This is a genomic window from Streptomyces anulatus (assembly GCF_000721175.1).
GTDB classification, from domain to species: domain Bacteria; phylum Actinomycetota; class Actinomycetes; order Streptomycetales; family Streptomycetaceae; genus Streptomyces; species Streptomyces anulatus_C.
In genome coordinates this window covers 96,011-114,037 of record NZ_JOEZ01000006.1, presented here as the reverse complement: position 1 = coordinate 114,037, position 18,027 = coordinate 96,011, and the positions used below count along the sequence as shown (strand labels likewise).

General features: G+C 72.1%; 15 protein-coding genes and 1 riboswitch. Of the genes, 9 read left to right on the top strand and 6 right to left on the bottom strand.

What is annotated here, in order from left to right; genetic code table 11:
- Window positions 1-68: 68 nt before the first annotated feature.
- On the top strand, window positions 69-1,826 hold the full coding sequence (locus tag IG90_RS0108005; RefSeq protein ID WP_030579681.1) for a hypothetical protein: 1,758 nt from the start codon (window positions 69-71) through the stop codon (window positions 1,824-1,826).
- A 341-nt stretch (window positions 1,827-2,167) separates the two neighbouring features.
- Here the strand turns inward: IG90_RS0108005 and IG90_RS0108000 are convergent, their stop codons facing one another.
- Complete coding sequence (locus IG90_RS0108000; RefSeq protein WP_030579678.1) at window positions 2,168-2,470, bottom strand: chorismate mutase; 303 nt, start codon at window positions 2,468-2,470, stop codon at window positions 2,168-2,170.
- Between the two features lie 324 nt (window positions 2,471-2,794).
- Here IG90_RS0108000 and guaA point away from each other — a divergent pair, with 324 nt between their 5' ends.
- The 4 genes from guaA to IG90_RS0107980 all read left to right on the top strand — a co-directional run bounded on the left by guaA (window position 2,795) and on the right by IG90_RS0107980 (window position 7,597).
- Window positions 2,795-4,381, top strand: coding sequence for a glutamine-hydrolyzing GMP synthase (gene guaA / locus IG90_RS0107995; protein WP_030579675.1), 1,587 nt, complete (start codon window positions 2,795-2,797; stop codon window positions 4,379-4,381).
- Between the two features lie 416 nt (window positions 4,382-4,797).
- Window positions 4,798-5,586 (top strand): class II aldolase/adducin family protein, encoded by a 789-nt coding sequence (locus tag IG90_RS0107990; RefSeq protein ID WP_030579671.1) that lies wholly within the window; start codon window positions 4,798-4,800, stop codon window positions 5,584-5,586.
- Window positions 5,587-5,699: 113 nt separating this feature from the next.
- On the top strand, window positions 5,700-6,968 hold the full coding sequence (locus tag IG90_RS0107985) for a hypothetical protein (RefSeq protein WP_030579668.1): 1,269 nt from the start codon (window positions 5,700-5,702) through the stop codon (window positions 6,966-6,968).
- A 119-nt stretch (window positions 6,969-7,087) separates the two neighbouring features.
- Window positions 7,088-7,597, top strand: coding sequence for a DoxX family protein (locus IG90_RS0107980; RefSeq protein ID WP_030579665.1), 510 nt, complete (start codon window positions 7,088-7,090; stop codon window positions 7,595-7,597).
- On the opposite strand, the gene IG90_RS0107975 is transcribed toward IG90_RS0107980, so the two are convergent.
- Window positions 7,504-7,767 carry a hypothetical protein gene (locus IG90_RS0107975; protein ID WP_030579663.1) on the bottom strand — a complete coding sequence of 88 codons (264 nt, stop codon included), beginning with the start codon at window positions 7,765-7,767 and terminating at the stop codon, window positions 7,504-7,506. The two genes, IG90_RS0107980 and IG90_RS0107975, sit on opposite strands and share 94 nt — an antisense overlap.
- A complete protein-coding gene (locus tag IG90_RS0107970) occupies window positions 7,754-9,103 on the bottom strand; it encodes a PspC domain-containing protein (protein ID WP_030579660.1) in 1,350 nt (449 codons plus the stop codon). The genes IG90_RS0107975 and IG90_RS0107970 overlap by 14 nt, the downstream gene beginning before the upstream one ends.
- Before the next feature lie 225 nt (window positions 9,104-9,328).
- Between IG90_RS0107970 and IG90_RS0107965 the strand changes: the two genes are divergently transcribed.
- Complete coding sequence (locus IG90_RS0107965) at window positions 9,329-10,615, top strand: PspC domain-containing protein (RefSeq protein WP_030579657.1); 1,287 nt, start codon at window positions 9,329-9,331, stop codon at window positions 10,613-10,615.
- Window positions 10,612-11,307, top strand: coding sequence for a LuxR C-terminal-related transcriptional regulator (locus tag IG90_RS0107960; RefSeq protein WP_030579654.1), 696 nt, complete (start codon window positions 10,612-10,614; stop codon window positions 11,305-11,307). The genes IG90_RS0107965 and IG90_RS0107960 overlap by 4 nt, the downstream gene beginning before the upstream one ends.
- Before the next feature lie 90 nt (window positions 11,308-11,397).
- Here the strand turns inward: IG90_RS0107960 and IG90_RS0107955 are convergent, their stop codons facing one another.
- Together IG90_RS0107955 and IG90_RS0107950 are read right to left on the bottom strand one after the other, a co-directional pair.
- Complete coding sequence (locus IG90_RS0107955; RefSeq protein ID WP_030579650.1) at window positions 11,398-12,165, bottom strand: GNAT family N-acetyltransferase; 768 nt, start codon at window positions 12,163-12,165, stop codon at window positions 11,398-11,400.
- A gap of 42 nt (window positions 12,166-12,207) precedes the next feature.
- Entirely contained in the window at window positions 12,208-13,284 is a 1,077-nt protein-coding gene (locus IG90_RS0107950; RefSeq protein WP_030579647.1) for a C40 family peptidase, read from the bottom strand.
- Window positions 13,285-13,530: 246 nt separating this feature from the next.
- Here IG90_RS0107950 and IG90_RS0107945 point away from each other — a divergent pair, with 246 nt between their 5' ends.
- Window positions 13,531-13,884 carry a hypothetical protein gene (locus IG90_RS0107945; protein WP_030579644.1) on the top strand — a complete coding sequence of 118 codons (354 nt, stop codon included), beginning with the start codon at window positions 13,531-13,533 and terminating at the stop codon, window positions 13,882-13,884.
- A gap of 56 nt (window positions 13,885-13,940) precedes the next feature.
- Here IG90_RS0107945 and IG90_RS0107940 read toward each other — a convergent pair whose 3' ends face one another.
- Window positions 13,941-15,137: a C40 family peptidase gene (locus IG90_RS0107940; RefSeq protein ID WP_030579641.1), complete on the bottom strand. Its 1,197-nt coding sequence runs from the start codon at window positions 15,135-15,137 to the stop codon at window positions 13,941-13,943.
- A riboswitch (cyclic di-AMP (ydaO/yuaA leader) is annotated at window positions 15,136-15,301 on the bottom strand. Its footprint overlaps the gene before it by 2 nt.
- A gap of 269 nt (window positions 15,302-15,570) precedes the next feature.
- On the opposite strand from IG90_RS0107940, the gene pcrA reads away from it, so the two are divergent.
- Window positions 15,571-18,009 (top strand): DNA helicase PcrA, encoded by a 2,439-nt coding sequence (gene pcrA, locus IG90_RS0107935; protein ID WP_030579638.1) that lies wholly within the window; start codon window positions 15,571-15,573, stop codon window positions 18,007-18,009.
- The last annotated feature ends 18 nt before the right edge of the window (window positions 18,010-18,027 follow it).

The window sequence follows — 18,027 nt, the reverse complement described above, 5'->3', positions numbered from 1 at the left end:
GCTGCGTGGTCGAACCCTTACTGCCTCACCGCAGTCACACAGTTCCTGCCGAGTGCCAGAGGTCCCCGATGACACGCATTTCCCCGAGAACCGTGCTGCACCGCGCAGCCGGCTCGTTCGCCGCCGCCGGTCTGCTGGCCGCGGCCTCGCTCGCCGGGGCGGCCGCCCCGGCACAGGCCGCGGACACGCCGGTGTTCACGCTGGGCGGCCCGGGCGAGACCGCCCTGCACCCGTACCCGGAGAGCGGCCGGCCGAAGTCGTCCACGGTCGGGATCACCCTCAACAACCCGTCCGATGACGAGGAGAACGGCGGCTTCGGCGGCGACTTCACCCTCACCTTCGACCTCAGCGGCGTCGCGGGCGTCGCCGACGTGAAGTTCGACGGCGAGTCGAGCCCGGACTGCAAGGTCACCGGTACGAAGGCCGTCTGCGAGGACTGGGGCATCTGGCCCGGCCTCCAGGGCGCGGCCGACCTCGTCGTCACCGCCGCCGACGGCAGCGAGAACGGCGACACCGGCACGATCACGGTGACCGGCCAGGCGGACGGCGCCACCTTCACGCCGCTCACCACCCGGCTCACGGTCGGCGGCCCCGACCTCGTGATGGAGCGGCTGCCCTTCAAGACGGAGCTGACCCCGGGCGAGAAGCAGCAGGCCCCGATCACCTTCGCCAACCGCGGCACCCGGGATGCCGACGGCGTCCTGCTCACGCTGCGGTACTCGCGCGGCCTGGACATTCCGCAGCGCTACTCCAACTGCGAGTACACCGTGGACGACCCGGACCTGCCCGACTTCGGCTGGACCACGGCGCTCTGCTCCGTCGAAGGAGCCTTCGAGGCGGGCGCGACGTACACGCTGGCGACTCCGCTGACGCTGGAGGCCACCGAGCGCGCCTACTACGACACCTTCCTCTACGGCATCCACGAGAACAGCACCGCCCAGCGCACCGCCCAGCGCGCGGGCGCCTCCTTCGAGCGGGGCACCGGCGGCGTGCTGAAGGCGGTCCCGGCGAAGAAGGGCGCCGCGGCGAGGAGCACTGACCTCGACCCGTACGACAACCAGCAGGAGGCCGACTTCCGTACGGAGAACACGGCCGACTTCGTGGCGTACGGCGACCAGGTGGCCGGGCCCGAGGGCTCCACGGTCAAGGCCGACATCGGCTTCCGCAACGAGGGCCCGGCGTGGATCGGCCACATCCGCTCCGGCGAGGACGTCGCCACCGTCGACTTCACCGTCCCCCAGGGCGCGTCGGTCACGTCGAAGCCGGAGCGCTGCCGCGCGGTGACGGCCGACGGAAAGTACCGCGAGGACCAGAACAGCCCCGCGCCGCGGTACGTCTGCAACACCTCGATGACCGTACGGGACGGGGCGGGCCTCGACCTGCCCTTCGAGCTGCGGGTCGACAAGGCCATGGTCGGCGCGAGCGGCGCGGTGACCGTACGCAGCACCTGGCTGCAGAACCCGAAGCTCCCGTTCGACCCGAAGCCGGCCAACAACACGGCCTACCTGATCCTGAACGGTGAGGGCGACGGCTCCGACTCCGGCGGTGCCACGGAGGGTGGCGACGGCGGCTCCGGCGAGCCGTCCACCCCGCCGGACTCGGCCCCGGGCCCGGAGGAGAGCCCGTCCGGCACCCCCGGCCCCTCGGCGTCCGCCACGTCCGGCGCAGGCTCGGCGGGCATGGCCGGCGGCTCCGGCGGCGGAGGCGGCCTGGCCTCGACGGGGTCGGTCGCCCTGATCGCCTCGGGGACGGCGGCCGCGGCGCTGGCGGCGGGCCTGCTGCTGTTCACGGCGGCACGGCGACGGGCCGCCTCGCAGCACGTCTGACGCCCGACCGGCGGCGGAGGGGGAACAGGGCCTCCGCCCGGAACGTTCCGATGCGGCCGACCCGGGCGTCCCCGGGGTCGGCCGCATATGGAGTGACCGGGCTGCTGTCCCCTGCGGACCGGTCACATACGCCAGGTCGTGGTCCCACGACGTACCTGCAGTACGTCACACTTCCCGGCGGAGCCACGCGTGGTTTCCTGCCGATGCCGCCCCTGGTTGGCACGGACAACAGAATCAACGAAGGCACCGCGCTCCCGGTCACGCGCCGTACGGGTGAGACGGGGCCCGAACGCAGATACGGCCCCTGTCCGGCACGCGGAGAACCGTTCCCTCAGGGCTCCTCACACCCGGCCGCGGCACAGCTCCAGGAGCGTCATGGCGAGCGCGGTGCCCGGCTTGCCCAGCGCGTCCCTGTAGTGGCCGAGCACGGCCGTCTCCCGGGAGAGGTTGACCCGGCGGCCGCCGGAGGTGATCCGGGCCTGCTGGATCACCGCCGAGACGGCCATCCGTTCCTGGACGAGGCCGATGATCCGGTCGTCGAGGGCGTCGATGCGCTCACGGGCGCCGCCGATCAGGGCGGCGGCCTCGTCGGTGCGGGCGCCGGTGGCCGTGGTGGTGTCCGTGGCGGTGGTGGTGCTGCTCATGATGGTGACTCCCGGTGGGGCGGTGGGTGACGGCCCCCGGAGCCATGGACCCGGATACGCCAGACGCCCCGGGCCTGATGGCCCGGGGCGCCTGGAACGTTGCTTGTCAGTAGCTCAAGCAGCACGACCATGGCAGCCGGCGGGCCGGATGCCATAGGTAAAGACGAAGATCGTGTGCTGACGCATGGGCACAGTATGGCCCCGCTCCGGCCGCCCCGACAAAACGGCGCCCGGATCCTGAGACGGCGGCCCGGCGGAGGGTCCGGCCACGGCCGGTAGAATCGGAAGAACCGACCCCCTTCACCACCGCCGGAAGGCCGCCCCGTGCCAGCAGCACCCCCCGCCGCCCCCGACGCCACGGCCGACGTGGTCCTCGTCGTCGACTTCGGCGCGCAGTACGCCCAGCTCATCGCCCGCCGCGTCCGTGAGGCCCGGGTCTACAGCGAGATCGTCCCGTCCACCATGCCGGTGGCCGAGATGCTGGCCAGGAACCCCCGGGCGATCATCCTCTCCGGCGGTCCCTCGTCGGTGTACGCGGAGGGCGCGCCGTCCCTGGACCGCTCGCTCTTCGAGGCCGGGGTCCCGGTCTTCGGCATGTGCTACGGCTTCCAGCTGATGGCGACGACGCTCGGCGGCACGGTCGACGACAACGGGGCCCGTGAGTACGGCCGAACCCCGCTGCACGTCACCAAGGCGGGCTCGACGCTCTTCGAGGGCACGCCCACCGAGCAGCCGGTGTGGATGTCGCACGGCGACGCCTGCTCGGCCGCCCCCGAGGGCTTCACCGTCACCGCCTCCACGGACGTGGTCCCGGTCGCGGCCTTCGAGAACGACGAGAAGAAGCTCTACGGCGTCCAGTACCACCCGGAGGTCATGCACTCCACGCACGGCCAGCAGGTCCTGGAGCACTTCCTCTACCGCGGCGCGGGCATCGAACCGAACTGGACCACCACCAACGTGGTCGAGGAGCAGGTCGCCCTCATCCGCGAGCAGGTCGGCACCAAGCGCGCCATCTGCGGCCTCTCCGGCGGCGTGGACTCCGCGGTCGCCGCGGCCCTCGTCCAGAAGGCCATCGGGTCCCAGCTGACCTGCGTGTACGTCGACCACGGGCTGATGCGCAAGGGCGAGACCGAGCAGGTCGAGAAGGACTTCGTCGCCGCGACCGGCGCGAAGCTGAAGGTGGTCGACGCGGAGAAGCGCTTCCTCGACGCCCTGGCCGGGGTCTCCGACCCGGAGCAGAAGCGGAAGATCATCGGCCGCGAGTTCATCCGCGTCTTCGAGCAGGCCCAGCTGGAGATCCTCCAGGAGGACGGACCCGAGGTCGCCTTCCTCGTCCAGGGCACGCTCTACCCGGACGTCGTCGAGTCCGGCGGCGGCACCGGCACCGCCAACATCAAGTCGCACCACAACGTCGGCGGCCTCCCCGACGACATCGAGTTCCAGCTCGTCGAGCCGCTGCGCCAGCTGTTCAAGGACGAGGTCCGGATGGTCGGCCAGGAGCTGGGCCTCCCCGAGGAGATCGTCCAGCGCCAGCCGTTCCCCGGCCCCGGCCTCGGCATCCGCATCGTCGGCGAGGTCACCAAGGACCGCCTGGACCTGCTCCGCGAGGCCGACGCCATCGCCCGCGAGGAGCTCACGGCGGCCGGCCTGGACCGCGACATCTGGCAGTGCCCGGTGGTTCTCCTCGCCGACGTCCGCTCGGTCGGCGTCCAGGGCGACGGCCGCACCTACGGCCACCCGATCGTGCTGCGCCCGGTCTCCTCCGAGGACGCGATGACGGCCGACTGGTCGCGCCTGCCCTACGAGACGCTGGCGAAGATCTCCACCCGCATCACCAACGAGGTGGCCGACGTCAACCGCGTCGTCCTCGACGTGACGAGCAAGCCGCCGGGGACCATCGAGTGGGAGTGACCTTCCCCGCTCCCTGAGAGCCCCCAGGTCAACGCCGATGCCGTCGCTCATTCGTCTGGGCGGCGGCATTGTCGTACCGGACGGGTACGCCGAGTGAGGAGACGAGACTTCGGCGTAGGGGAGCGATCGTGAGCGTCGCACCCGAGCCCGGGCTTGAGGAGCAGGAGCCGTACCGGTGGCCTGTTCCGCCGGAGGGCGGCTGCGGTGGGCACCGGATCAGCCGGACCATCCGCCGCACGCGGAGGTGATGGCCGAGGCCGACGCCCCCGCACCGGCTACTTCGGCGGCCCCCGTTCCTGCTCCGCCCTCGCTTGTCCGGTGCTCAGCACCTGACCTGCCCCCCCAAGCTCTTCTCACCATCCCCACCCGGCGGTAACTTCCGGTCCTGTACGCCTCTGAGAACGTGAGGAGCCGCCGTGTCCGAGCAGATCGCCGTGTCCGCCCCCGCCCCGATCCCCGTCGAGCAGCTTCAGTTCGCGATGCCACCCGTGCACGCCTCGCCGGACGAGGAACGCGCGTACCGCAGGGAACGGCTGGCGGGCGCGTTGCGGCTGTTCGGGCAGCTCGGGTACGAGGACGGGGTCTCCGGGCACATCACCGTCCGCGACCCCGAGCTGGCGGACTGCTTCTGGGTCAACCCGTTCGGCGCGCCCTTCGCCGACCTCGCCCCGACGGACCTGATCCTCGTCAACGGCGACGGCCAGGTCGTCCGGGGCCGCTTCCACGTCAACCAGGCCGCGTTCGCCGTGCACGCGGCGGTGCACCGGGCCCGCCCGGACACCGTGGCCGTCGCGCACACCCACTCCGTGCACGGGCGGGCGCTCGCCGCGCTCGGGGAGCCGATCGAGCCGATCACCCAGGAATCCTGCGCCTTCTACGAGGACCACGCGCTGTACGAGAACTACTCAGGGGTCGTCGTGGACGAGGACGAGGGCCGGCGGATCGCCGCCGCGCTAGGGCCGCACAAGGCGGTGATCCTGCGCAACCACGGGCTGCTGACCGTGGGGGACTCGGTGGACGCGGCGGCCTGGTGGTTCCTCACGATGGAGCGCGCCTGCCAGGTGCAGCTGCTTGCGCGGGCCGCCGGGAAGCCCGTGCTCATCTCGCACCGGGACGCCGTCACCACCCGCGATCACCTCGGCAGCGACCTGGTGGCCTGGATCAACTACCAGCCCCTGTGGCAGCGGATCGCTCGAACGTTCTGACGACACCCGCCCCCGGCCCGCCCCGATGCGCGGCCCGGCCGCCCGGTACGGCACAATTCGCAGATATCGCAAATGAGTTGGCTGTACCGGGGCGGGAAAGGGCGTAATCCTCCGTGGCGTTGGACGAAACCAGGACGAGCGGCACGCACGGCGGCGGCTGTACCTGCGGCGACTGCCCGCACGGCGCCCGCCGGGGACACCGGCGCGCGGTCGCCGCGTTCCTGGCCAGACGCGATGAACTGGCGGCGGGCAACGGGCTGCCCGCCGGGGTCGCCCAGTCGCCGTCCGCTTCCCGGCAGTGGGTCTCCGACGAGCTGACCGGGTCCGCCCGTACCGTCGCCGAACGGGCCCGCGAGGCCGGTGACGCCTGGCTCCACCAGGTCTGGCGGGGCACGTTGTTCGTCGTCTGGGGTGCGGCCGGGGCTCTCCTCGTCGGCGCGAGCCTCACCGCGATCGGGGCCGGCTGGTCCACCGCCCGTACCGCCGGGCTGATCGCCGCCCTCCTCACGGCCGGGCTGCTCACCGCCGCCGCCCGCCTCCATCGCGCCCGGGGCGGTCTGCTCGCCCCGCTGATCGGTGAGGACAACCGGCTCTCCACCTCCCGTACGGTCGCCGCCTCCTGGGTGCTGCTCGCCGTCTTCGCCGTCCTCGTCCTCGCGCTGCAACTGGCCGGGGCCTCCGACCCGGACGAGAGGGACGCGCTGATCGAGGGCCTCGACCTGGTGCGCTCCGCCGGGGTCGTGGCCGTGCTGGCGCTGGTGTGCGCGGTCGCCGTCGTCGTGCGCCGCGTCGTGACCGTACGGGTGCTGGGCCAGCGGCTCCAGAAACTGCGCGCGGACCGGCCGCGCGCAGCCGACCTGCTCACCGACGACTCCGGGCGCGGCTCCTTCACCGATGTGCAGTACGTGCTGGTCAGCGCCGTCGCCGTGCTGTTCGCCGGGGTTCGCCTGGCCCGCCGCCCCGAGCAGCTGCCCGACCTGCCGTGGGGGCTCGCGCTGCTGGTGGCGGTCTCGGCGGCGACCTACTTCGCCGGGAAGTACGCGGAGGGCGGCCGGCCCGTCGTGCTGTCGGTCGTGCGGGCCCGGGAGGCCGGGGACCTGGACGCCCCGATCCGGACCGGCGACGACATCGAGATCCGGGGCGCGGGCTTCGTACCGCCCGGCGCGGGCAGCCCCGACCGGCTGGCCCGGCTCGTCGTACGGATCGGCACGGTCCATGTCCACGTCCCCCTGATCCCGGTCGCCGGGGGCTTCGCCAACCCGACCGACAGCGTCCTCACCGTTCCCGTACCGGTCGAGGTCGAGCCGGGGACCGTGGACGTCCAGGTCGTCACCGCCGCCGGGGTGGAGACCAACCGCTGCCCGATCGACGTCACGGACTGACCCACGCCGCCTCCCGCAGCGGAACTCCGCCGCCGATCACGTCCCAGCCCTGGTGAGCAGCGCGCCGGGGGCGTACGTATGGTCGAGGTGACGGGTCTTCGGGAAGCGGGGCAGTGGTGATGAACGGTTACGGCGGCGGTTCGTACGGTCTGGGTGAGCGCAGGACGCTGAGGGAGCAGGCGGGCACGTACGCCCTGCTTCCGCTGCGGATCTTCCTCGGCGTCACCTTCGTCTACGCGGGCCTCGACAAGCTCACGGACAGCGCGTTCCTGTCCGCGACCGGCCCCGGGACCATCGGCGAGATGATGCGCGGGGTGCGTGACTCCTCCGCGATCCCCGCCCTCGTCGACCTGGCCCTCAAGAGCCCCGAGGGCTTCGGTCACGCCATCGCGATCGGCGAACTCCTCGTCGGCCTGGGTACTCTCGTCGGCCTCTGGGCCCGGCTCGCGGCGCTCGGCGGCGCGCTGATCTCGCTGAGCCTCTGGCTGACCGTGAGCTGGCAGGCCACCCCGTACTACTACGGCAACGATCTGCCCTATCTGATGGCGTGGCTGCCGCTGGTGCTCGCCGGCGCCACCGTGTTCTCCGCCGACGCCTTCCTCGCCTCGCGCCGCCGCCGGACCAGGTAGGCCGCCCAGGTCACCGTCGCGGCCAGCCACAGCCCGCCGAGGAGCACCGGCAGGAAGAACGTCCACGGGACCTCCCAGGCCCCGGCCGCGTCGGCCGCGTACCCGCCGGCCAGGCCCAGCATCGCCAGGCCCGCCACCGCGCGGCCGGGCCGGAATTCATGACGCAGCACGGGTGACCTCCACCTGTCCGATGCCGACTTCCAGTTCCAGCTCGATCGTTCCGGCGGGCTTCGCGCCCGCCGGCGGCGGCAGCGTCCGCTGCCTCGCCTCGTCGCTGTTGATGCGCACCTGGACCCGCTGGCCCTCCTCCAGGCGGATCTCCCCGAGACCCGCCTCGGCACGCACCTCCACCGTCACGTCCTTCGGGATGACGACGGCCGCCCGCCCCGCCGCCACGTCGAGCCTCGTGCGCACGGTCTCGCCCTCGGGCACCTTCAGGCCGGACAGGTCCAGCCGGGCGTCGCCCGTACTCAGTTCGTAGCGCGGCTGGACGGTGGTCAGCGAGGCGGGCTTCCACTCCTGGCGTGCCCACGACGTGTCGATGTCCTTCGGCAGCACCGCCGCACCCGCCAGCAGGCCCGCCGTGATCATCGCCATCAGGACCGTGCCGAAGCCGGTCCGCCCCAGCACCGAAGCGATCAGCAGGCCGAGCCCGAACACCGCGAGGGCGGCGACCAGACCGATCTGGAAGGCGGTCCCCAGCGGCTGCTGATCCCAGCTCAGCCCGGTGCCCAGGCCGCCCGCCACCAGCGCCGTCAGGAAGACCAGGCCGCCGATGGAGCGCGGCCCGCGCGGAGCGGGCGACGGCTGCGGCGCCCGGAACGGGTCGTCCGGGCTGGGCCGCCCGGCCTTCACCCCGGCGTGCGCCGCGGCGGCGTCCGTGTCCGGCGGGCCCCACAGATAGCCGGAGCCGACCGGCCCCGTGGTCCCGTCCTTGATGATCGGGTCCCGCCACCACGACGGGCTGCCGGGCGTCGGCGGGGCCTTCACCTCCGGCGGCGGCGTGCCGAGCCCCCCGGAGTGCGCGGGCCCGGGCGGTGCGGCCGGTGCGCCGGGCGGGGCCGCCGGGTCCTCCGGGGCGGCCGTCCGCCGGGACTGGGTCCACACGGAGAACCCGACGACGGCCAGCGTCAGCAGCGCGGCGAACGCCAGCATGCTCCGGTTGTGCAGCATCGACAGGAACAGCCCGCAGCCGATCAGCGCCAGGAGCAGCGCCACCAGTGACGCCCCGTCGACCCGCCCCGACAGCAGCTTGCGCGCCTCGTTCTCCTCGTCGCCGTCGGCGGGCAGCAGCAGCCAGGCGAAGCCGTAGAAGATCAGACCGATGCCGCCGGTCACCGACAGCACACCGAGCACGATCCGGAAGATCACCGGGTCCACGTCGCAGTACCGGCCGAGCCCGCCGCACACCCCGGCGACGACCTTCTGTCGCGGGGTGCGCCGCAGCGTCGGCTTCGGCGCTTCGGGGGGTGCGACGCCGGGAGCGGCGTCCGAGGGAGCGGTCATACCTCCATGGTGAGGGTCCGGACCGCCCTCCGGGACCCGTGCCGACCCTGGCCGGTCCCTGATATTGCCCGCGCCGCCCCGGAAGGGCCGTTCGACGCGCTGCACGTGCGCGCCCCGCCTGCCCGGGTGCGTAATCCGCGCCCCGCCTGCCCGGGTGCGTAATCAGGGTCGCCTCCGGGACCGACCCTGATGCCGCCCCGCACCCGCGCGTGTGACGATCGGGGTATGCCAGCCGCCACCGCCCGAGCCGCCAGCTCCCTCGCCGCCGACCCGGAGGAGCCCCCGCTGCGCAAGCTCTACCGAAGCGCCGACGGGCGGCTGCTCGGTGGCGTCGCGCGCGGGCTCGCCGGGCACCTCGGACTGCCCGTCGCCTGGGTGCGGTTCCTCTTCCTCGGACTGTTCCTCACCGACGGCCTCGGGGCGGTGCTCTACGCCGTGTTCTGGATCGTCGTCCCGCTCGGCGTCGGCGGCGTCGACGCCCCGCGCTCGGTGTTCGAGACGTCGGCGGACGGCCGCCGCAAGCTCCGCAAACCGGACAAGGGCCAGGTCTTCGCGCTGGTCGCCCTGACCGTCGGGGCCGTCGCGTTCGTCGTCAACGTCGACATGGGCAGCGAGGCCGACCGCTACATCTGGCCCACCCTCCTGATCGGCGCCGGCTCCGTCCTGGTCTGGCGGCAGGCGGACAACGCCCGGCGCGCCCGCTGGATGGAGACCGGCCGCAACCGCAAGCTGCTGCACCTGGCCCGCGGACTCGCCGGAGTGGCCCTCGTCGGCCTCGGCCTCGCCGTGTTCCTGGTGGTGCGCGGCTCGGCCGCCCAGCTCGGCAACGTCCTCACCGCGGCCATCGCCGTACTCACCGGCATCGCCCTGCTCGCCGGCCCCTACCTGGTGCGGATGACCCAGGACCTCTCCGAGGAGCGCCTGATGCGCATCCGCGCCCAGGAGCGGGCCGAGGTCGCCGCCCACGTCCACGACTCCGTGCTGCACACCCTCACCCTGATCCAGCGCAACGCGGACGACGGCGGCGAGGTCAGACGCCTCGCCCGCGCCCAGGAACGCGAGCTGCGCAACTGGCTCTACAACCCCGAGGGCACCGGCAAGGACGAGGACGACGAGCCGGAGACCCTGGCCGAGGCGGTCAAACGGGCCGCCGCCGAGGTCGAGGACAAGCACGGCGTCCCCCTGGAGGTCGTCGTGGTCGGCGACTGCCCCCTCGACGACAAGCTGGCCGCACAGATGCAGGCCGCGCGCGAGGCGATGGTCAATGCCGCCAAGTACGGTGGCGAGGGCGGCGCCGTCCAGGTCTTCGCGGAGGTCGAGGGCCGTACGGTCTTCGTGTCCGTACGGGACCGGGGTCCGGGTTTCGACCTGGACGAGGTTCCCGGGGACCGCATGGGCGTACGAGAATCAATCATCGGCCGGATGCAGCGCAACGGCGGCAGTGCCCGGCTGCGTTCGGTGCCCGGCGGGGGCACCGAGGTCGAGCTGGAGATGGAAAGGGCGAGCGAATGACCGAGAACACCGAAGCCACCGGGGGCCCGGAGCGACGGGTACGGGTCGTGCTCGTCGACGACCACCGGATGTTCCGCACCGGGGTGCAGGCCGAGATCGGCCGCACCGAGGAGACCGGCGTGGAAGTGGTCGGCGAGGCCGCCGACGTCGACCAGGCGGTCACCGTCATCACCGCGACCCGCCCCGAGGTCGTCCTCCTCGACGTCCATCTCCCGGGCGGCGGCGGCGTCGAGGTGCTCCGCCGCTGCGCCCCCATGATGGGCACGGCCGAGAACCCGGTCCGCTTCCTCGCACTGTCCGTCTCGGACGCCGCGGAGGACGTCATCGGCGTCATCCGTGGCGGCGCGCGCGGCTATGTCACCAAGACGATCACCGGCACCGACCTGGTCGACTCGGTCTTCCGGGTCCAGGAGGGCGACGCGGTCTTCTCGCCCCGCCTGGCCGGCTTCGTCCTGGACGCCTTCGCCTCCACCGACGCCCCGCCGGTCGACGAGGACCTGGACCGCCTCACCCAGCGCGAGCGCGAGGTGCTGCGGCTGATCGCGCGCGGTTACGCGTACAAGGAGATCGCCAAGCAGCTGTTCATCTCGGTGAAGACGGTCGAGTCGCACGTCTCGGCGGTGCTCAGGAAGCTCCAGCTCTCCAACCGGCACGAGCTGACCCGGTGGGCGACGGCGCGACGGCTGGTCTGAGAGCCTGTCGGGTGGCCTTCGATCGGAAGCGTGCGTGCCAGGGCGTGGCCGCCCGGTCAGAGGTCACCCGACAGGCTCTGAGGCCGTCGCTCACCTGCCGGCCGGGTCGAGCGAGATGTTGACCTTCTCCCCGATCCGGCGGTAGCCGACGCCTGCGTAGATCCTCTCGACGCCGGCGTCGCCCGGCTCCAGCCAGACGGTCCGGCAGCCCTGGTCGAGGGCCCGTTCCGTCAGCCAGGCGGAGAGCGCGGCGCCGACGCCCCGGCGGCGGAAGGGGGCGGCGACGGCGAGACCGGCCAGTTCGCTGAGGCCGTCGACCGCGACGGAGCAGCCGCCCGCTCCGGCCGGCGCGCCGTCGAGGACCGCCAGTGCGGCGACCCCGTCGCCGCCGGCCGCCGCGCGCAGCCAGTCGGTCATTCCCGGCTCGGGTTCGCCCTCGCCGCCGAAGCCCTGGTGCTGGACGCGGGCGGTGTCGGTGAACTCCGCTTCGGTGACCGGGGTGCCGATACGGAGGCCGTCGACCGGTTTCGGCGTACGGAGGTCCTCGCGGCCGCAGGCGAGCAGCGGGGCGCGGTTCTCGACGGTGAAACCGGCGGCCAGCAGCGCTGGTTCGACGGCCGGGGCCCAGGCGGGCAGGAACTCCAGGCGGGGGAGCCGTTCGCGCTGCCGGAACGCGTCGACCAGGGCGGCCACGTCGTCCGCGGTGGGTTCCGCGTCCCGGTCGGGGATGGCGTAGTTGGCGTACTTCAGCTCCCAGCCGGGGTTGTGCCGGACGGTGAACGGGCCCACCCGGTAGTGGTCGGGGGACCGCAGCGTGAGCGTACGGGCGTAGTCCTGGACGGCGTTCGCCATCGTCATACGGGGGTTCCTTCGGCGGGAGGGGAGCTCGGCCGCCGTGGACTATGCCACCCGGGTCGCTCCCGCGAAAGGCATTTGATCGATGGGCGCGATCCGGACCGGTGCTCCCGGGCGCGGGGCGTGGATCATCTGGCCACCGCCGATGTAGAGGCCGACATGGCTGATCCCGGAGTAGAAGAACACCAGGTCGCCGGGGGCCAGTTCGGAGCGGGCGACCCGGGCTCCGGCGTTGATCTGGGTGTAGGTGGTGCGCGGCAGGCTCACGCCCGCCGCCTTCCAGGCGGCCTGGGTCAGGCCCGAGCAGTCGAAGGCGTTCGGGCCCGTCGCCCCCCAGACGTACGGCTTGCCGATCGCGCCGTGCGCGAAGGCGACGGCCTGGGCGGCACGGGAGTCGGGGGCCCCTACCGGGGCGCGGGTGGCGGAGCGGTCGGCGTGGGCCGGGCCGCCGCCGTGCCGGGCGTCGGCGGAGCTCTCGTAGGCGGCGCGCTCGCCGGCGGTCAGGGTGTCCAGCAGCCTGCGGGCCTCGGTCAGCTTGGTGCGGATCGCGGTGCGGTGTTCGCGCAGCTCGGTGCGGCGGGCGGCGAGGCGTTCGGTCTCCTGGTCGGCGCGGTCCTTGACGCGGGTGATCCGGGAGACCTGACGCTTGATGTTCCGCAGCAGGCCGCTCTGCCGGTCGCCCGCCCGGTTGAGGTAGGAGGCGCGTTGCAGATAGGCGTCGGGGTCGGAGGAGAGCGCCAGTTGCAGCGCCGGGTCGAGGGTCCCGCCGCGGTACTGCGCGGTGGCCAGCGAACCCAGGGCGTTCCGGGTGGTGTTGAGGCGGTCGGTGCGGCGTGCGGCCTCGTCGGTCAGGGCCTCGACGGTGCGGGTGGCGGCGGCCGCCTTCTCCTTCGCCCCGTTGTACTTCTCGGTGGCGACCTCGGCGTCGTGGTACAGCCGGTCGACCTTCGCCTGGACCTGGGCGGTGGTGGGGGCCGGTTCGGCGGGGGCCGCACCTGCCCCGGTGACCGAGCCGGCGGTGGCGGCCCCGGCGAGCGCCAGGGTGGCGGCGGTGCGGGCAGCAGAGCCGGTGAACGGGCGCTGCTTGGGTTTTCGGTGAGCTGACCTGCGGTGCGCTGCCACGGGGGCGGCATCCTTCCTGTCGGCTGCCCGCCGGGGGATACCGGCGGCTCCGTGAAGGACGCTAATCCGGGCGCGGGGAAAAGGGTCACCATGACAGCTATTGCCCTGATGTGACGTTTCGTCGGTCGCATCTGATCGGAGAGAGAGGTGCATTGCCGGGCAATTCGCTCAGTTCCAGGGAAAGCGAACAGGGAAGGCTTACCTCACTGTGCAGGGAGACACCGGCCCTGGCTAGGCTCCGGAGCCATGGACGTACTCATCAATGTCTTCGTCGCCCTGCACATCATCGGCATCGCCTCCCTGCTGGGCGGCTTCCTGACGCAGATGAAGGCCATGGGGGCGGGGACCGCCCGCTTCGTTCCCGCGATGCTCCACGGCGCGCTGACCATGCTGGTCACCGGTGTCGCCCTGGTCGGCCTCAACCAGGCCGACGACCAGACCGTGAACAACGTCAAGATCGGCGTCAAGCTGGCGCTGCTGGTCGTGATCCTCGCCCTGGTCTACGTCAAGCGGGACGACGAGAAGGTCGACAAGGGCGCGTTCGCCGCGGTCGGCGGGCTGACGGTCGCCAACATCTTCATCGCCACGGTCTGGACCTGAGGCGCTCCGGGGGCGGCCACGGAAAGCCGCCCCCGGCTCCGTACCACGTACTGCTGCTACGCCGGGCGTACGCTCCCGTAGATCGGCATGTAGTAGATCGACTCCTCGCGCACGTTCGTACCCGGCTTCGGGGCGTGGATCATCATCCCGTCGCCCTTGTAGATGCCGACGTGGCTGATGTCGTCGTAGAAGAAGACCAGGTCACCCGGCTGCAGGTCGGAGGTGGCGACCCGGGTCCCGACCTCCACCTGGTCCCAGGTCGTCCGGGGCAGGGTCACTCCCGCCTCCCGCCACGCCGCCTGCGTCAGCCCCGAGCAGTCGTAACTGGACGGGCCCGAGGCGCCCCAGACGTACGGCTTCCCGATCTGGGCGCGGGCGAAGTCCAGCACCTTCTCCGCCTTGGCGGCATAACCGCTGCCCGTGCCGGTGTCGGAGCCCGATCCCGTGCCCGTACCGGATCCGGAGCCCGTTCCCGAGCCGCCGCCGGGCTCCTTCGCGGCCTCCTCGCGGGCCTTCTCCTCCGCCTCGGCCTTCTCCTTCGCCTCGGCGGCCTGCCGGGCGGCCAGCTTCGCCGCCTTCTCCTCGGCCTCTGCCTCCTTCTTGCGCTCCAGCTCCGCCAGCCGCGCCTTCTCCTCGGCGGTCAGCCTCGACAGCAGGCCGCGGGCCTCGGTGAGCTTGTTCTGCACGTCCTTCTTGCTGGAGGCGAGCGTGGCCTGCGTCTCGGTGAGGGTCTCCAGGCTCTTCACTGCCTCCGCGCGCTTCTTCGCCGCCGACGCCTGCTGCGTACGGAAGTCGGTGACGGCCTGCTGCTGCCGCTCGGTGGCCCGGTCCATCAGCCGGCTCTGGTCGAAGTACCCCTGCGGGTCGTCCGCCAGGAAGAACGTCGCCGTGGGCGCGATGCCGCCGCTGCGGTACTGCGCAGCCGCGTAGGAGCCCAGCGCCCGGCGCGCCTCGTTGATCTTCTCGGTCCGCTTCGCCACGTCGGCCAGCAGCGTGTCGACCTTCTTCCGCTGGGACGCGGATGCGGCCTTGGCCCGGTTGTACTCCTGGGTCGCGGTGCCCGCCTGCCGGTACAGGGCGTCGACCTTCTTCTGGACTTCCTCGATGGCGGGCTTCGGCTCCGCGGGCGCGGCCGTGGCGCTCTGCGTGGAGAGCAGCGTCACGGAGGCCAGCGCGGCCGTCGTCAGCCCGACGGCAGGGGTGGTGGTGCGCACCTTCGTGCGCGGCTTGCGATGCGATGCCAAGACCGGCATCTCCTTCCGTGGACCGCCTACCGGGTTAGCTGTCGGGTTCGGACGGAACGGAAGGCTGTCCTACGGTCCGGATGCGAGGCACGGACCGATTCACCCCGGTTCTGCGTGTGGGTCCCCGGTTCCGAACTGCCAGGGCGGCAGGACGGATTCGGCAGAGGTGTCCGTTAGGCGCGGTTCGCCTCAGGGAGGTACGGATCACCTGACCGAGCACGCTAGCCAACCGGCCCCACCGCTGGGAAGGACGATGAGCGATATGCCCGATACATTTTCGTGACCTTCTCGGATCCGGGGCCCGGCACCCCCTCCGACCGGGCGATCCTTCACGGAACGTCGACGTCCGGTCTCCGTGCGTACGGGCGGAGACCGGGTGCCGACGGCCGCTTCCGGCCTTCGGCCCGAGGTTGTCAGTGCGGCCGCCTAGACTCGGGAGGCGATGAGCAGCCTCTTTGACGACAGTTTCCTGACCGGCCTCCAGCCCGCGGAGGACGGCCCCCCGCCGCCCCCCGAGGACCACGCGCCCGAAGCGGTGCCGGAGGGACTCTTCGAGGGCGTCTACGATGCGCCCCCGCCGCCCCGGGACGGGTACTACCGGGACGGCCACCCGCGCCCGGTGATCGACGCCGCCGCGCTGCTCGACGGGCTGAACACCGAGCAGCGCGCCGCCGTCGTGCACGCCGGGTCCCCGCTGCTCATCGTCGCCGGGGCCGGCTCCGGCAAGACCCGGGTGCTCACCCACCGCATCGCCCACCTGCTGGCCGAGCGCGGCACGCACCCCGGGCAGATCCTCGCGATCACCTTCACCAACAAGGCCGCGGGCGAGATGAAGGAGCGCGTCGAGCAGCTCGTCGGCCCGCGAGCCAATGCCATGTGGGTCATGACCTTCCACAGCGCGTGCGTCCGCATCCTGCGCCGCGAGTCGAAGAAGCTGGGTTTCACCTCGTCGTTCTCGATCTACGACGCCGCCGACTCCAAGCGCCTGATGGCCCTGGTCTGCCGCGATCTGGAGCTGGACCCCAAGCGCTTCCCGCCGAAGTCCTTCACCGCCAAGGTCTCCAACCTCAAGAACGAGCTCATCGACGAGGAGACCTTCGCCGGACAGGCCGCCGATGGCTTCGAGAAGACGCTGGCCCAGGCGTACGCGCTCTACCAGGCCCGCCTGCGCGAGGCCAACGCCCTGGACTTCGACGACATCATCATGACGACGGTCCACCTCCTCCAGGCCTTCCCGGACGTCGCCGAGCACTACCGCCGCCGCTTCCGCCACGTCCTCGTCGACGAGTACCAGGACACCAACCACGCCCAGTACACCCTGGTCCGTGAGCTGGTCGGCCCGGCCGGAGAGGCCGACGCCCCCGCCGAGCTGTGCGTGGTCGGTGACGCGGACCAGTCGATCTACGCCTTCCGGGGCGCGACCATCCGCAACATCCTCCAGTTCGAGGAGGACTACCCAAGCGCGAAGACGATCCTGCTGGAGCAGAACTACCGCTCCACGCAGACGATCCTCTCCGCCGCCAACGCCGTCATCGAGCGCAACGAGAGCCGCCGCCCCAAGAACCTCTGGACCAACGCCGGCTCCGGCGCCCGCATCACCGGCTATGTCGCGGACACCGAGCACGACGAGGCGCAGTTCGTCGCCGACGAGATCGACCGGCTCACCGACGCGGGCGACGCCAAAGCGGGCGACGTCGCCGTCTTCTACCGGACCAACGCCCAGTCCCGTGTCTTCGAAGAGATCTTCATCCGCGTCGGCCTGCCCTACAAGGTCGTCGGCGGGGTGCGCTTCTACGAGCGCAAGGAGGTCCGGGACGTCCTGGCCTACCTCCGGGTCCTCGCCAACCCCGAGGACACCGTCCCGCTGCGCCGCATCCTCAACGTCCCCAAGCGCGGCATCGGCGACCGCGCCGAGGCGATGATCGACGCCCTGTCGATGCGCGAGAAGATCTCCTTCCCGCAGGCGCTGCGCAGGGTGGACGAGGCGTACGGCATGGCCGCCCGCTCGTCCAACGCCGTCAAGCGCTTCAACACGCTGATGGAGGAGCTGCGCACGATCGTCGAGTCCGGCGCCGGGCCCGCCGTCGTGCTGGAAGCGGTCCTGGAGCGCACGGGCTATCTCGCCGAGCTCCAGGCCTCCACCGACCCGCAGGACGAGACCCGTATCGAGAACCTCCAGGAACTCGCCGCAGTCGCCCTCGAATTCGAGCAGGAGCGTGGCGACGAGGAGGGTGCGGGCACGCTCGCGGAGTTCCTGGAGAAGGTCGCGCTCGTCGCCGACTCCGACCAGATCCCCGACGAGGACGAGGACGGCTCCGGCGTCATCACGCTGATGACCCTGCACACCGCGAAGGGCCTGGAGTTCCCGGTGGTCTTCCTCACCGGGATGGAGGACGGCGTCTTCCCGCACATGCGGGCCCTCGGCCAGACCAAGGAGCTGGAGGAGGAGCGCCGCCTCGCGTACGTCGGCATCACCCGCGCCCGCGAGCGGCTCTATCTGACCCGGGCCGCGATGCGCAGCGCCTGGGGCCAGCCCTCGTACAACCCGCCCTCACGGTTCCTGGAGGAGATCCCGGAGCAGCACCTGGACTGGAAGCGCAAGGGCCCGATGGCCGCGCCCGCCGGACCCACCTCCGGCATCACGTCCTCGCTGTCCTCCTCCCGCTCCCGCACCGGCCCCTCGGGCTTCGCGACCCGGCGCGGCACGGAGAAGCCGACGGTCACCCTGGTGGCCGGGGACCGGGTCACGCACGACCAGTTCGGGCTCGGCACGGTGACGGCCGTCGAGGGCTTCGGCGACCAGGCCAAGGCGACGGTCGACTTCGGTGACGAGCGCCCGAAGAAGCTGCTGCTGCGGTACGCGCCGGTCGAGAAGCTGTAGACGCGCGGACGGACGCGG

Excerpts from the sequence above, each read along its gene's own strand:
- IG90_RS0108005 (WP_030579681.1), top strand. The coding sequence starts at position 69 with ATGACACGCATTTCCCCGAGAACCGTGCTGCACCGCGCAGCCGGCTCG.
- IG90_RS0108000 (WP_030579678.1), bottom strand. The coding sequence starts at position 2,470 with ATGAGCAGCACCACCACCGCCACGGACACCACCACGGCCACCGGCGCC.
- IG90_RS0107980 (WP_030579665.1), top strand. The coding sequence starts at position 7,088 with ATGAACGGTTACGGCGGCGGTTCGTACGGTCTGGGTGAGCGCAGGACG.
- IG90_RS0107970 (WP_030579660.1), bottom strand. The coding sequence starts at position 9,103 with ATGACCGCTCCCTCGGACGCCGCTCCCGGCGTCGCACCCCCCGAAGCG.
- IG90_RS0107965 (WP_030579657.1), top strand. The coding sequence starts at position 9,329 with ATGCCAGCCGCCACCGCCCGAGCCGCCAGCTCCCTCGCCGCCGACCCG.
- IG90_RS0107960 (WP_030579654.1), top strand. The coding sequence starts at position 10,612 with ATGACCGAGAACACCGAAGCCACCGGGGGCCCGGAGCGACGGGTACGG.
- IG90_RS0107955 (WP_030579650.1), bottom strand. The coding sequence starts at position 12,165 with ATGACGATGGCGAACGCCGTCCAGGACTACGCCCGTACGCTCACGCTG.
- IG90_RS0107945 (WP_030579644.1), top strand. The coding sequence starts at position 13,531 with ATGGACGTACTCATCAATGTCTTCGTCGCCCTGCACATCATCGGCATC.
- IG90_RS0107940 (WP_030579641.1), bottom strand. The coding sequence starts at position 15,137 with ATGCCGGTCTTGGCATCGCATCGCAAGCCGCGCACGAAGGTGCGCACC.
- pcrA (WP_030579638.1), top strand. The coding sequence starts at position 15,571 with ATGAGCAGCCTCTTTGACGACAGTTTCCTGACCGGCCTCCAGCCCGCG.